Annotated in this window: 12 protein-coding genes; 4 read left to right on the forward strand and 8 right to left on the reverse strand. The window is 66.6% G+C overall.

What is annotated here, in order from left to right; genetic code table 11:
- Positions 1-16: 16 nt before the first annotated feature.
- Positions 17-226 (forward strand): heavy-metal-associated domain-containing protein, encoded by a 210-nt coding sequence (locus tag ABEA06_RS04310; protein WP_345310677.1) that lies wholly within the window; start codon positions 17-19, stop codon positions 224-226.
- Positions 219-2,618 (forward strand): heavy metal translocating P-type ATPase, encoded by a 2,400-nt coding sequence (locus ABEA06_RS04315; RefSeq protein WP_345310678.1) that lies wholly within the window; start codon positions 219-221, stop codon positions 2,616-2,618. Before ABEA06_RS04310 ends, ABEA06_RS04315 begins: the two co-directional genes overlap by 8 nt.
- Before the next feature lie 81 nt (positions 2,619-2,699).
- On the opposite strand, the gene ABEA06_RS04320 is transcribed toward ABEA06_RS04315, so the two are convergent.
- The 3 genes from ABEA06_RS04320 to pdxR all read right to left on the reverse strand — a co-directional run bounded on the left by ABEA06_RS04320 (position 2,700) and on the right by pdxR (position 5,463).
- A complete protein-coding gene (locus ABEA06_RS04320) occupies positions 2,700-3,140 on the reverse strand; it encodes a hypothetical protein (RefSeq protein WP_345310679.1) in 441 nt (146 codons plus the stop codon).
- Positions 3,141-3,187: 47 nt separating this feature from the next.
- Positions 3,188-3,841, reverse strand: coding sequence for a DUF308 domain-containing protein (locus ABEA06_RS04325; RefSeq protein ID WP_345310680.1), 654 nt, complete (start codon positions 3,839-3,841; stop codon positions 3,188-3,190).
- Positions 3,842-3,954: 113 nt separating this feature from the next.
- On the reverse strand, positions 3,955-5,463 hold the full coding sequence (gene pdxR / locus ABEA06_RS04330; RefSeq protein WP_345310681.1) for a MocR-like pyridoxine biosynthesis transcription factor PdxR: 1,509 nt from the start codon (positions 5,461-5,463) through the stop codon (positions 3,955-3,957).
- 80 nt (positions 5,464-5,543) lie between these two features.
- Between pdxR and pdxS the strand changes: the two genes are divergently transcribed.
- Together pdxS and pdxT are read left to right on the forward strand one after the other, a co-directional pair.
- The gene (gene pdxS / locus ABEA06_RS04335; protein WP_312396439.1) at positions 5,544-6,473 is read left to right on the forward strand and encodes a pyridoxal 5'-phosphate synthase lyase subunit PdxS; all 930 of its coding nucleotides are present in this window, start codon (positions 5,544-5,546) and stop codon (positions 6,471-6,473) included.
- Positions 6,470-7,180, forward strand: coding sequence for a pyridoxal 5'-phosphate synthase glutaminase subunit PdxT (gene pdxT, locus ABEA06_RS04340; RefSeq protein WP_345310682.1), 711 nt, complete (start codon positions 6,470-6,472; stop codon positions 7,178-7,180). Before pdxS ends, pdxT begins: the two co-directional genes overlap by 4 nt.
- Positions 7,181-7,300: 120 nt before the next feature.
- Here pdxT and ABEA06_RS04345 read toward each other — a convergent pair whose 3' ends face one another.
- From ABEA06_RS04345 to ABEA06_RS04365, 5 genes are all read right to left on the reverse strand, one after another.
- Complete coding sequence (locus tag ABEA06_RS04345; RefSeq protein WP_345310683.1) at positions 7,301-8,314, reverse strand: TPM domain-containing protein; 1,014 nt, start codon at positions 8,312-8,314, stop codon at positions 7,301-7,303.
- A 139-nt stretch (positions 8,315-8,453) separates the two neighbouring features.
- The gene (locus tag ABEA06_RS04350) at positions 8,454-9,344 is read right to left on the reverse strand and encodes a universal stress protein (protein WP_303383690.1); all 891 of its coding nucleotides are present in this window, start codon (positions 9,342-9,344) and stop codon (positions 8,454-8,456) included.
- A 48-nt stretch (positions 9,345-9,392) separates the two neighbouring features.
- A complete protein-coding gene (locus ABEA06_RS04355) occupies positions 9,393-10,388 on the reverse strand; it encodes a universal stress protein (protein ID WP_345310684.1) in 996 nt (331 codons plus the stop codon).
- A gap of 129 nt (positions 10,389-10,517) precedes the next feature.
- The gene (locus ABEA06_RS04360) at positions 10,518-11,903 is read right to left on the reverse strand and encodes an MATE family efflux transporter (protein ID WP_425559492.1); all 1,386 of its coding nucleotides are present in this window, start codon (positions 11,901-11,903) and stop codon (positions 10,518-10,520) included.
- 43 nt (positions 11,904-11,946) lie between these two features.
- Positions 11,947-12,297 (reverse strand): universal stress protein, encoded by a 351-nt coding sequence (locus tag ABEA06_RS04365; protein ID WP_345310685.1) that lies wholly within the window; start codon positions 12,295-12,297, stop codon positions 11,947-11,949.
- Positions 12,298-12,469: the final 172 nt, after the last annotated feature.

The following is a 12,469-nucleotide window of genomic DNA, read 5'->3' on the forward strand; positions in this document are numbered from 1 at the left end:
ACCAAGGAGTATCCCCATGAACACCACCATCACCGTCTCCGGCATGACCTGCGGCCACTGCGTTTCCTCCGTCAAGGAAGAGCTCGCGGAGGTCCCCGGCGTGGAGTCCGTCTCCGTGGACCTCAACACCGGTGGGGTTTCCCCCGTGATCATTGAAAGCACCCGCGAGCTGACCTCAGAGGAGATCGCCGCGGCCGTCGAAGAAGCTGGTTACACAGTTGTCTGATCAATCCACTCAGTCACCCGTCACAGACACCCAGGTTCGCGGGCCGCTGCGTGAACTGGACCTCCAGATCAGCGGGATGACCTGCGCCTCGTGCGTGGGTCGCATTGAGCGCAAGCTGCGCAAGATCGACGGCGTGGATCCCGCGGTCAACCTGGCCCTCGAGTCCGCGTCCGTGAAGGTCCCGGGCAGCGTCTCGGACCACCAGATCGTCGAGACAATCGAGAAAGCCGGTTACGGCGCGAAAATCACGGGCGGGTCCCGTTCCTCGGGTCGCGACGAGTCTGGCGCGACGGCCGACGACGCCGCTGCCTCGAGTTCTAACCGCAGCGACCGCACTGCACCGGCGGATCCGGCACCCGCGGAACGGGAACTGGAACGCACCACCGACTCCACGGACCCCGCCGCCGATTTGTCCCCCGCGGACGAGCGCCGCCGGGACCTGGGGATCCGACTGATCGTGGCCGCGTTCCTCTCCGTGCCCGTATTCGTCATGTCGATGATCCCGGGCGCGCAGTTCCCGCATTGGGGCTGGGTTGCCGCGGCGCTGACCCTGCCGGTCGTGACGTGGAGTGCGTGGCCGTTCCACAGGGCCACCGCCATCAACGCACGGCATTTCTCCTCCACCATGGACACGTTGGTGTCCATGGGCGTGGCCGCCGCCTACCTGTTCTCGCTGTGGCACCTGATCGCGGACCCGGGGGTGACCGCGCACGCGCACCCCGGCCAGGCCATGGACATGTCCAGCCACCAGCTGTACTTCGAATCCGCGGCCATCATCACCACGTTCTTGCTGCTCGGACGCTGGCTCGAGGCCCGCGCAAAGGCTCGCTCCGGTGAAGCGCTGAAGGCGCTGCTGAATCTCGGGGCGCAACAGGCCACCGTGCTCACCGGGGACGGAACCGAGCGTTCCGTCCCCGTGGAACAGCTCACGGTGGGTGATCGATTCGTGGTGCGTCCGGGCGAGAAGATTGCCACGGACTCCGTGGTCGTGACCGGCGAATCCGCCGTGGACGCATCCATGCTGACCGGCGAATCACTGCCCGTGGAGGTCGGCCCGGGTGATGAGCTGACCGGCGCCACCGTGAACACCACCGGGCGACTGGTTGCCGAAGCCACCCGTGTTGGGTCGGACACCGTACTGGCCTCGATGGGTCGCACCGTGGCTCGCGCTCAGGCGACCAAGGCCCCCGTGGCGCGATTGGCAGATCGCATCTCGGCCGTGTTCGTGCCCGTGGTCATTGGTATCGCACTGTTGACCCTGGTGATCTGGTTGCTTGCGACCGGCAACGTGGATCAGGCCTTCGTGGCTGCGGTCTCCGTTCTGGTCATTGCGTGCCCGTGCGCGTTGGGTCTGGCGACCCCCACCGCCCTGCTGACAGGTACGGGGCGCGGTGCTCAAATGGGCATTCTCATCACCTCCGCGGAGGTCCTCGAAGACTCCCGCAACGTGGACACCATCCTGCTGGACAAGACCGGCACCGTGACCCGCGGTGAGCTGGCCGTGACGGCCGTGAACTCGGTGTCCCAGTGGTCAAAGGACCAGGTGCTGGACTTCGCCGCCGCGGTGGAGGATTACTCCGAGCACCCGATCGCCCGAGCCATTGCGGATGCCTCCTCGCAGCGCTTCCAGGTGGCCCGTTTCGAGTCCGCTCCCGGCGGTGGCGTAAAGGCATATGTCGCGGACGGCATGCAGTCCCGCTCCGTGGTGGTGGGTCGTGAGCAGTGGCTGGCGAAGAACGGTATTCGCTTGTCGGATACCGATCGTGAGGCCCTCGAGCACGCCCGCGCGGACGGTTTCACCACCATTCTCGTGGCCGTGGATGGCAACTTGGCGGGCCTGATCGACCTGCAGGACACCGTTAAGGAGGAGTCCGCCCGGGCGATTGCGCAGCTCAAAAAACTGGGCCTGCGCCCCGTGCTGTTGACCGGTGACCACTCCGCCGTGGCACGTTCCGTGGCCGAGCAGGTGGGTATTGCCCCCGGGGACGTGATTTCCGATGTCACCCCGGACGGCAAGGTCCAGGCCGTGACCGACCTGCAGCGGCAGGCTCGCGTGGTGGCCATGGTGGGCGACGGCGTCAACGACGCCCCCGCACTCACCCAAGCCGATCTGGGCATCGCCATGGGCTCCGGAACGGACGCCGCCATGCAGGCCTCGGACATCACCGTGGTCCGTAGCGAACTGACAGCCATTCCCACGGCGATCAAGCTGTCCCGGAAGACCCTGGGGATCATCAAGTCCAACCTGTTCTGGGCTTTCGCCTACAACGTGGTGGCCATCCCGGTGGCCGCGCTGGGCTTCCTGAATCCCATGATCGCCGGTGCTGCCATGGCTTTCAGCTCCGTGTTCGTGGTGCTGAACTCCCTGCGGTTGAAGCGGTTCGGGCGGTAAATCCGCTTATCGCTCGAACACGCAAGAACGCCCTGGACTGTGATTCACGGTCCGGGGCGTTCTTTGTTGCTGAAACGCTGATCAGCGAGCGCTCGAGCCCGGTTCCTCACCCTGGGTGTCGGGGCGGACGCGCTGCCCGTACTGGGGTTCTCCGTTGTCCTGGGCGCCGGCAGCACCGGACGGCGTCGTCCCTGAACCCCCGCCGCGGGCCTGTTCCGCTTGGCGGCGGGCCTTGTTCTCGGCAAACAGCTTGGCCGAGGAACGGTTCACGCCGGTGCCCTGACCGAGTTCGGGTTCGTTGGGCTTTTCCAGGAGCATGAGAGTGGAACACACGATCACGGATGCGATGAAGGCAATGCCCGCGGCGATCAGCCCCAGCCCCACACGGGCGGCGTTATCGGTGCCGCCGGCGGCTGCCACCGAGACCACCACGAAGGCGACGACTGCCAGCACGGCTGAGATGACAAGGGGACCCTTGATATCAGTCTTGCGACGGCCGTTGTGCTCGGTGCGCTGGGCCACGTGAATCCTCCTACGAAAACAAGCGAAATATGGTTGAAATCAACTGGTCAGTCTACGCTCTTCGGCTGGCCGTTATCCGGGGAGCCCGCGCGGTCCGCTGCGAGCGCATCGTGACGCAAGCTCAGGGCGGCAATGAACTGGGTGACGCCAATGATGACGGCCGCGCCACCCACCACACCCAGCTCCGCTTTGGCACCCAGAGCCTCAACGAGCATCATGCCCATACCCGCTCCCACGGTCACCAGACCGCTGAGGGTCCAGTCCCTACCGAGCGGGAAGCTCTGGCGGAAACGCAGTCCCAGGGCGAGTTCCAGGATGCCGCAGAGCCCGAGCACCATGGCGGCCAGCAAGACGAACAGCCAGTTCTGCTGCGCCATGATCGCCATGAGCGCACCGCCCAGGATGTAGAGGATTCCCGCAAGCTGAGGGATATTGGCCAACGACCCGAGGTCGACGTCCTCGCGGGCCTTCATGCGAAAGTGCAGGAAAAGCCACGCGGCACCCGTGCCCACCAGGAACAGGCCCAGGGCCCACGGTGCCGCGTTCTGAGTGGGTTCTTGCCAGAAGATCGTGACCGCGCCGAACACCAGCGCGACCAGGGACCGAACCAGCGTGGGCACCCACAGATCGTGTCGCACATCCGTTCCGCTGCGGTGGCCGCCGGATGCTCCGCCACGGGGGGACGGGATCTGCTGAGACACGCGAAATGCTCCTCGTTGGCGGGGTGGGACCGGGCCAGTCTAGTGGAGACAACTGCGGGCCGTCCGGGAACAGAACTTGGTGTTCGCTGACGTCCGTGCCGGGCCCCGCGTGACTATGAGCCCGGCTTGAGTACGTCCCACAGCACTTGCATTCCTCGCTCAAGGTGCGCGTCCGACGCCGTCAGCCCCAGCACCAGCCCGTCGCGCGGTTCTCTACCGGGCGCGGTGCGTCCGTCTTCTGCCGTGTCCGGCGCATGCGTCATCGCGTGCGTTCTCGCCCGGCTCGCCGACGCCGCCCAGTACTCTCCCAGTCCACTGACCAGTACCCCGCGCCGGGCCGCAGCCGTGACCGCCGCTGCTTCGTCCGGCACTTCGATCACGGCATGCGAACCACCAGCCATGGGCAGCACGGCCACACCGGGAAGGTGTGCGAGCGCGCGGCCGATGAGGGAGCGGCGTCGGCGGTAGGCGCGGCGCATCCGGGCCGTGTGGCGTTGCAAGTGACCCAGGTCCATGAACCGCCCGATCGCCCGCTGCGCCACGGCCGAAACCGGTGACCCCAGCTCCGCGCGCAGGGTGCGCAGCCTGGGAAGCAACTCATCGGGTGCCACCAGGTGCCCCACGCCCACGCCGTTGCCCAGCACTTTGGTGAAGCTGCCGAGGGTGACCACGGTGTCGCGGTCGGTGTCGAGGGCGGCCAGCGCGGGCAGTGGTTGACCGGTGTAGCGCAGTTCGGAGTCGTAGTCGTCCTCGATTACCACGGCGCTGTGCCGGCGAGCCCAGCGCAGCAGTTCCAGCCTGCGGCTCACGGGCATGGTGCCGCCCAGCGGGTATTGATGTCCGGGTGTCACCACCACGACATCCGGAGTTTCGGCCACCTCCCACGTGCCGGTTCCCGCCCACTCGCCGGTGGGCAGGCTGGCCGGATCGAGACCGAACCCGTCCACGGGAATCGGAATTGCCACGTGCCCGGTGGCCTCCACAACCCTTCGCAAGGCGGAGTACCCGGGGTCCTCCACCGCCACGCGTAATCTGCGGCCGCGCAGTGCACCCAGGACTCGCAGGACCAGCTGGAGCCCGTCCCGGGCACCCGCGGTGATGACTATGTCGTCCGGTTCTCTCACCACCCCTCGGTTCAATCGCAAATATTCAGCCAGGTGCTGACGTAACGGCACCGCCCCTTCACCGGCACTCGCGGCATCTCGCCAGGCACCCCGCCAAGCCGGAGTATCCAGTTCCGCGATGATTGCTTTGCCGGGGCGCAGGTCGATCTGTCCCGTCTTCGCAACGCTACGTCGCGTGCGGGAGGAGCGGGGCGGCGTCGTCGACATGGGGAGTTCGCTCGCCGCGGGGACCACGCGAACGTCCGGGGCAATGCGGGTGGCCCCGCGGTCCGCGGTGAGGTATCCCTCGCCCGCGAGCACGTCCCACGCCGTGACCACCGTGCCGCGCGAGACCCCCAGTCGCTCGGCCAAGACCCGGGATGAGGGCAACGGATCTCCCGCACACAAGACACCCCGGGCGACCAGGTCACGGACCTGACCCACCAGTTGCTCGCCGAGCGAGATGCCCGAGGTCCTGTCGACGGACAATGGCACATCCACTACGCGTGCGTGCCGCATGGGTTCCTCCAAAGTGGACTATTCGAATTACTTAATTATGGATCTGTTATCGAACCACTTTGACGCGCAGCATGGTACGTATGACGCAAACCGTGCAATCTCCCGCTGACAACAAGACTCCCGTGACCGGATCCAAGCTGGTCAAGAGCGGGCTGGCCGACATGCTCAAGGGCGGTGTGATCATGGACGTGGTCACCGCCGAGCAGGCCAAGATCGCCGAAGACTCGGGAGCCGTGGCCGTCATGGCCCTCGAACGCGTGCCGGCGGATATCCGCGCTCAGGGTGGCGTGGCCCGCATGAGTGACCCGGACTTGATCGAGCAGATCATCGACACCGTGTCCATTCCGGTGATGGCCAAGGCGCGCATCGGCCACTTCGTGGAGGCGCAGATCCTGGAGCACCTGAAGGTCGACTACATCGACGAGTCCGAGGTGCTCTCCCCCGCTGACTTCGCCAACCACATCGACAAGCACCGCTTCACCGTGCCGTTCGTGTGCGGGGCCACCAACCTGGGTGAGGCCCTGCGCCGGATCACCGAGGGCGCGGCCATGATCCGTTCCAAGGGTGAAGCCGGCACCGGCGACGTCTCCGAGGCCACCCGCCACATCCGCACCATCCGCTCGCAGATCGCCGAGCTGCAGGGCCTCTACAACTCCACCCCCGACGCCCTCTACGTGAAGGCCAAGGAACTGTCCGCCCCGTACGAACTGGTGGTCGAGGTGGCCCGCACCGGCAAACTCCCCGTGGTGCTGTTCACCGCCGGCGGCATTGCCACTCCCGCGGACGCCGCCATGATGATGCAGCTCGGCGCGGACGGCGTGTTCGTGGGTTCCGGTATCTTCAAGTCCGGCAACCCGGCCGAGCGCGCTCGCGCCATCGTGGCCGCAACCGCCTACTACGACGATCCCGCCCGCATCGCCGAAGCCTCCCGCGGCCTGGGCGAAGCCATGGTCGGCATCAACGTGGCCGACCTGGCCGCTCCGCACCGGCTCGCGGAGCGCGGCTGGTGACCCAACCGGTCGTCGGCGTTCTCGCACTGCAAGGCGGGGTGGCCGAACACCTGGCGATACTCGAGTCGCTGGGTGTTCGCGCGGTCCGCGTCCGGTCCGCCTCGGATGTTCTCGGGGACGACGGCGCTGCGGTCATCGACGCGCTCGTCCTCCCCGGGGGTGAGTCCTCCACCATGGATCGACTGTGCCGCACGTTCGGGTTGTTCGATCCGCTGCGGCAGGTCATTTCCGCCGGGCTGCCCGTGCTGGGTACGTGCGCGGGGCTCATCATGCTCGCAACACAGATCGAGGACCCGGCACCCGGCCAGCAATCGCTGGGAGTTCTGGACGTGACCGTGGCCCGAAACGCGTTCGGCTCGCAGGTCGACTCCGCCGAGGTTGCGCTGGAGTGGGCGGGATCCGGGGCTGCATCCGGTCGCAATGACGTGGGTGACCGTGCTGCGGCTGATGCATTGGGGCCGACCGCCGACGCCGCGAACACCCCGAGCGACGTCGTCCGCGTAGCGTTCATCCGCGCGCCCGCGGTGACCCGAGTGGGTGAACGCATGGAGGTGCTGGCCCGGTACCGCGATGCAGTGGTGGCGGTGCGGCAGGGCAACATCCTGGGCATCAGTTTCCACCCCGAGCTCACCGGGGACACCACGGTGCACGAGGAGCTGTTGGGGTTGGTTCGCACGCGGCGGTCCGTGGAAGCGTCGGCCGCCTGACGAATATGGCAGAGGTTCGCAGCGTTTGAACGTCAAACGCTGCGGACCTCTGCCAATTGTTGGCCCGTGCGAAGCTGCGCCCCAGATGTCAGGCGCACCCGCGCTCAATGCGAAATCCAGTCAAAAGCTGCCCGAGGCCCCGCCTCCGCTGAAGCCCCCGCCGCCGCCGAAGGACGAGCCGGCCGAGCCCGATGAACCGCTCGATGCGATTGAGTGGTTGGTGCCGCTGTAGATGGCCGGGTACATGATGTAGAGCGGCAGCCAGCTCTGGAACGTGGAGGCGTACTGCACATCCCGCTCCACCCCGTCCTGGTCCTTGGCTTTGGGCTGCTCCTTGCCCTCCTTGGGCGGTTTGCGGTGATTGGAACGGTACGTGTAGTACCTCTTGCGGACCTTGTCCGAAATCTCCTCGTCCGGGTGCTCGCGCTGATACCGCGCGATCTCACGATCCGCCTGCTCACGGATCTTCTTCTGGTCCCCGCGCCACCACACGAGCGACCCGAGCACCACGGCCACCACCAGCCCGGCAATGCCGAGGAGCACCGCGGTGACAATGTTCCCCTTGCGCTCGCGGTCCGCGGCGGCCTGGGCCGCAGACTCCGGGTTCGCTTGGCCGTACACCGCATCCACGGTCCGGGTGAAGGCCTGGGCGTACTGTTCATCCCGGAAACCGGGCTCCAGGTGGTCCTCCATGATGACTTCCGCGGTGTCATCCGAGAGCACCTGGCGCGCGCCGTCGGCCACTTCGATGCGCAGCTCTCGCTCATCCATGTCCGCGGCAATCAGCACACCGTTGTTCTTCCCCGCATCACCCACGCCCCACTCGGTGGCGGTTTGGCGGGTGAAGTCCTCGAAATCCCCGTCCACCCCGTCGACGGTCAGGATCGCAACGCGAACGTGGTCGTTCTCCCCGTTGAGCTGGCCGATCTGATCGTTGAGCCGCTGCTCATCAGCGTCGGAGAGGATGTCGGCCTGGTCCAGCACCGCCCCGGAATCCGGACGCGGAGGCACCTGGGCGGCCCGGGCGGCGTCGGCGGACCACACCACCAGTGACACCGTCGCGAGAAGCGCAATGAGGGCGAGGACGACCCAGCGCAGGACGCGGCCGGGACGGGGGCTCGTCAGGGTGAGCATGATACCTCCTTGGGTGCGACTGACACCACAATAGGCACCGCATAGCGCTCAACGGATCAACCCGCGGCATGAGAACGGCGCCCCGCCGGTGGAGGACGGGACGCCGACGTCGCACGGGGCCTGCCGCGCGCTACGTTGCCTACTTTTCGCGGTTGGGCACGATCATCAGCGGCGACTCGGTGTCTGCGAGCACGGACTGGGAGACCGAGCCCATGAGCAGACCGCGGAATCCGCCGTAACCGCGCGAACCCATGACCAAGAGGTCAGCGGTGCGGGAAGCATCCACCAGGGCATCCGCCGGACGTCCCTGCAGCACGCGGGTCACGATATTCAGATCCGAGTACTTGGCGCGCAATTCCTCGGCGACCTGGTCGGTGAGCTCCTTGGCCGGGGCCAGCAGTTGCTCCTGCACCGCGCGCTCCAACTCGGAGGAGTTCATGGGCAGGTAGCTTGTGGTCGGAACCACGCTGACCACCGCCAGGGTGAGCCCGTGTGCCCGGGCGTAGTCGGCGGCCACGTGCACCGCTTTGTTCTTGGCGCCGAGCTTGTCCACGCCCACCACCACGGCGCCCTCGAAGGACTCGTCCTCGGAACGGGACTCGCGCTGAGCGGGATTCCAGCTCTCGGGCAGGATCACCACGGGCACGGGCGAGTGGGATGCGGTCGCGGCGGAAACGGACCCCACGCGGCCGCGCACGCCGTGACGGCCGCGCTTACCCATGACCACCAGGGAGGAATCCTTGGCTTCGTACACGATCACGCCGGCGGCGTCACCGCGCTCAATGATCCCTTGCACCTGTACACCGGCGTCCTTGGCCTTGGCCACTGCCGCGCGGGTGAGCTTCTCGGATTCTTCCTGCACCGCGTCCAGGAAGGGGCCGTACAGGGACTGATCCACACCCACGGGGCGACCTGTGGAGACCACGATCTTCAGCGGGATCTCCTGAGCTGCGGCTTCCTGAATGGCCCAGTCCAATGCGCGTTCGCTGTAGTCGGAGCCGTCGTATGCCGCCACGATTCGTTGTGACATCTATTTCGCACCTGTTTCTGTGTGTAGTGATTGGATGCTGTTTCAGGCTCACTTGCCGTTGGGGACCACCATCACGGGTCCGGCGGTCGCGCCGAGCACCGACTGGGAGACCGAACCCAGCAGCAGGCCGGTGAAGCCACCAATGCCGCGTGAGCCGACCACCACGAGGTCTGCGGTGCGGGTTGCCTGGACCAGCACGCGACCGGGGCGACCCAGGAACCCGTGACGGGTGACCTTCAGATCCGGGTTCTGCTCCGTGAGATCCTGAGCGATCTGGTTGAGCTTCCGCACGGACTCATCGAAGTAGTAGGTCTGGTTGTACTGGTCCTGGAACCAGTCCGGGGTACCGGACAGGGCACCGTTGACGGACACGAGGCTCAGCGTGGAACCGTGGGCCTTGGCGTACTCGATGGCCTGGGCCACCGCCGGGTTCTTCTCTCCCGCGGCGTCCACACCGACCACCACGGATCCCGTGAAGTCCATTTCGGAGGCCGGGGTGCGGGTGCCGCCCTGGGACTCCTCATCGGAGACGTGAACGTCCTTGTGGTGGGCGGATTCGCGAGCCGACTCCACATCGGAGCTGTCATCCTCTTCATGCGGGGGAACCACGATCACGGGCACCGGGCTGTGCGCGGCCACTGCTGCGGACACCGAACCCAAGCGGCCTCGCAACGCGCCGCCCTTACCGCGCTTACCCATGACCACCAGGCCGCAGTCCTTGGCGGCCTCAATGATGGCTTTGGCGGCGTCTCCCTCGCCGCTGACGGTGTCTACCGGGACATCGGCTTGCGCCACGCGGTCCTGGGCGGCCTTGAGATTCTGGTCGTTCTCGGCGGTCACTGCTTCACGGAAGCGACGCTCCAGGCCGGGATCTCCCACACCGACCACCGGGAATGCTCCGATGAGGCGCACGCCCACGTTACGGACGCGTGCTTCCTCGGTGGCGCGGTCCAGGGCTCGCAATGCGATTTCGGAACCGTCAATGCCCACCAAGACGGGGCCGTTGACGGATGCGGACTTGGTGTTGGGAACGTCTTTGTTCATGCCTTAAGGATAGTAGATTCACCCGGATAAATAGAGACGTGCACCACTCGTTTCGCCCGTCGGTTCACGGGCATGACGCCCGCAGGAAGGGCGCGAGCGGCGTCGTCGTCGGTCGAAATCGGCATGTGGTCAGGCCATGGCGTACATCCACCGGTCGTTGCGTATCCGCCAGCCCAGCGTGAGCGCCCGGGCGCCGATGTACCCGCCCGCGTATGCGACCCACAGCCACGCCATTCCAGCCGCGCCGCCACCGGCGAACTGCATGACCGCCCACAACAGCGGTGCGTACACCACGATGTTGATTAGGCCGGCCAGCGCCAAATAACGGGCGTCACCGGCGCCGATCAGCACGCCGTCGAGCACGAACACGTACGCCGCGAGGGGCTGGCCCACCGCGACCACGACCAGCGCGATCCCGAACAGGTACTGCACGCTCTCCGACGGCGTGAACAGGAACCCCAGATACGGGCCCGCTGACCCCACCACCAAGCCCGTGACCACGCCGAATCCCAGCCCCCAACGGATGAGCCGGTGCATGAGGTGGCGCACGCCGTCCCGCTCGGTCCGCTGGTCGAGATCACGGGCGCCGAGCTCCCTTCCGAGCAGGGCCTGGGCTGCGATCGCGAGCGCATCGAGCGCGTACGCCAAGAAGTTGAAGATGGTCATGGTCAGCTGGTACGCCGCCAGATTTTCCGCGCCCTGGGCCGTTGCCACCACAACGGTCGCGAGGATCGCCGCGCGCAGCGACAGGGTGCGCAGCATGAGCCAGGACCCCACCGTGAGGTGCCCGCGAATCCCGCGCCAGCCGGTGGTCAGCCGCACGTTCTCACGGGCAAATTGCCGGCCCAGCAGCATCAAATAGGCAATGGCCATCCCCCACTGGGTGATGCTCGTACCCAGTGCCGCACCGGCCACGCCCAGATCCGCACCGTAGACGAGCGCGACGTTCAGTCCCGCGTTCACGGCCGCGCCGATGCCCGCAATGATCAGAGGGGTTTTCGTGTCCTGCAGCCCGCGCAGTACGCCCATCGCGGCCAGCACCACGAGCATGGCCAGCAACCCGGGCATGGACCACACGAAGTACGACGTGGCGTGCTCCAGTACCTCGCCCCGGGCACCGAGCGCTTGCAGCAGGGGCCTGCCGGCGAGGATGCCCGCGGTGGCGAGAAGTACACCGAGACCGGCCGCGGTCCAGAGACCGTCGCGACCGACTTCAAGGGCTTGCTTGAGTCGACCGCCCCCGAGATGTCGCGCTACGGCGGGGGTGGTCGAGTAAGCCAGGAACACCATGAGCCCGACCACGGTCTGCACCACGGTGGCGGAGATGCCCACGCCCGCGAGTTGTGCGGTGCCCAGGTGGCCGATGATCGCCGAGTCCGCCAGCAGGAACAGCGGCTCCGCAATCAGCGCGCCGAACGCAGGGACCGCGAGCGCCAGGATCTGGCGGTTCAGGGACCGGGTGTCACGGGGCGCTGTTGTGGGTTCCGTGGCTGGGGATTCGGGTTCGGGCTGCACCAGTCCAGGGTAGGGGGTGGGTGTGCGGCCGAGCAGCGGAAACTCAGGTTGCGGGTTTGACGGAGATCACCGGTACGGCGGCCTCCAGGATGATCTGCTGGGCGGATGAGCCCAGGAAGATCTTGCCCGCGGGGCTGCGGCGCTTCACACCCACGATCACGGCCTCGACCTCGGAGCGGTTGGTGGCGTCGATGAGGTCCCCCACGGCGTCCTTGCTGCGACCGTCCGCGTTTTCCAAGGTGACGCGGTCATAGCCGAAATCGGAGATGTCCGGTGTGGAGCCGTCCACGGGAAACACGATGAGGTCCGCGCCGCGGCGTCGGGCTTCGTCAATCGCGAAGTCTCGGGCGGCGTGCCCGGCGGGGGTGTCTGCGCTGGCAAGGATGATGGTCATTACTGGAAACTACTCCTCGATCCACGGACTTGGGCAACTCATGGAGCGATATAACTTAGTGTTACCGACATCCTGCGCGACTCCCGAGATTGACTACTTTCTCAGATGAGCTCATGTGTACTCTAGGTCACAATCCTCAGGTCGCCCCCGGGCGGCCAATCCGCCCGCCATC

Source organism: Kocuria gwangalliensis (genome assembly GCF_039544365.1).
Classification (GTDB): domain Bacteria; phylum Actinomycetota; class Actinomycetes; order Actinomycetales; family Micrococcaceae; genus Kocuria; species Kocuria gwangalliensis.

Coding starts and splice junctions, on each gene's coding strand:
- ABEA06_RS04345 (WP_345310683.1), bottom strand. CDS start 8,314: ATGCTCACCCTGACGAGCCCCCGTCCCGGCCGCGTCCTGCGCTGGGTC.
- pdxR (WP_345310681.1), bottom strand. CDS start 5,463: ATGCGGCACGCACGCGTAGTGGATGTGCCATTGTCCGTCGACAGGACC.
- ABEA06_RS04355 (WP_345310684.1), bottom strand. CDS start 10,388: ATGAACAAAGACGTTCCCAACACCAAGTCCGCATCCGTCAACGGCCCC.
- pdxS (WP_312396439.1), top strand. CDS start 5,544: ATGACGCAAACCGTGCAATCTCCCGCTGACAACAAGACTCCCGTGACC.
- ABEA06_RS04310 (WP_345310677.1), top strand. CDS start 17: ATGAACACCACCATCACCGTCTCCGGCATGACCTGCGGCCACTGCGTT.
- ABEA06_RS04350 (WP_303383690.1), bottom strand. CDS start 9,344: ATGTCACAACGAATCGTGGCGGCATACGACGGCTCCGACTACAGCGAA.
- ABEA06_RS04365 (WP_345310685.1), bottom strand. CDS start 12,297: ATGACCATCATCCTTGCCAGCGCAGACACCCCCGCCGGGCACGCCGCC.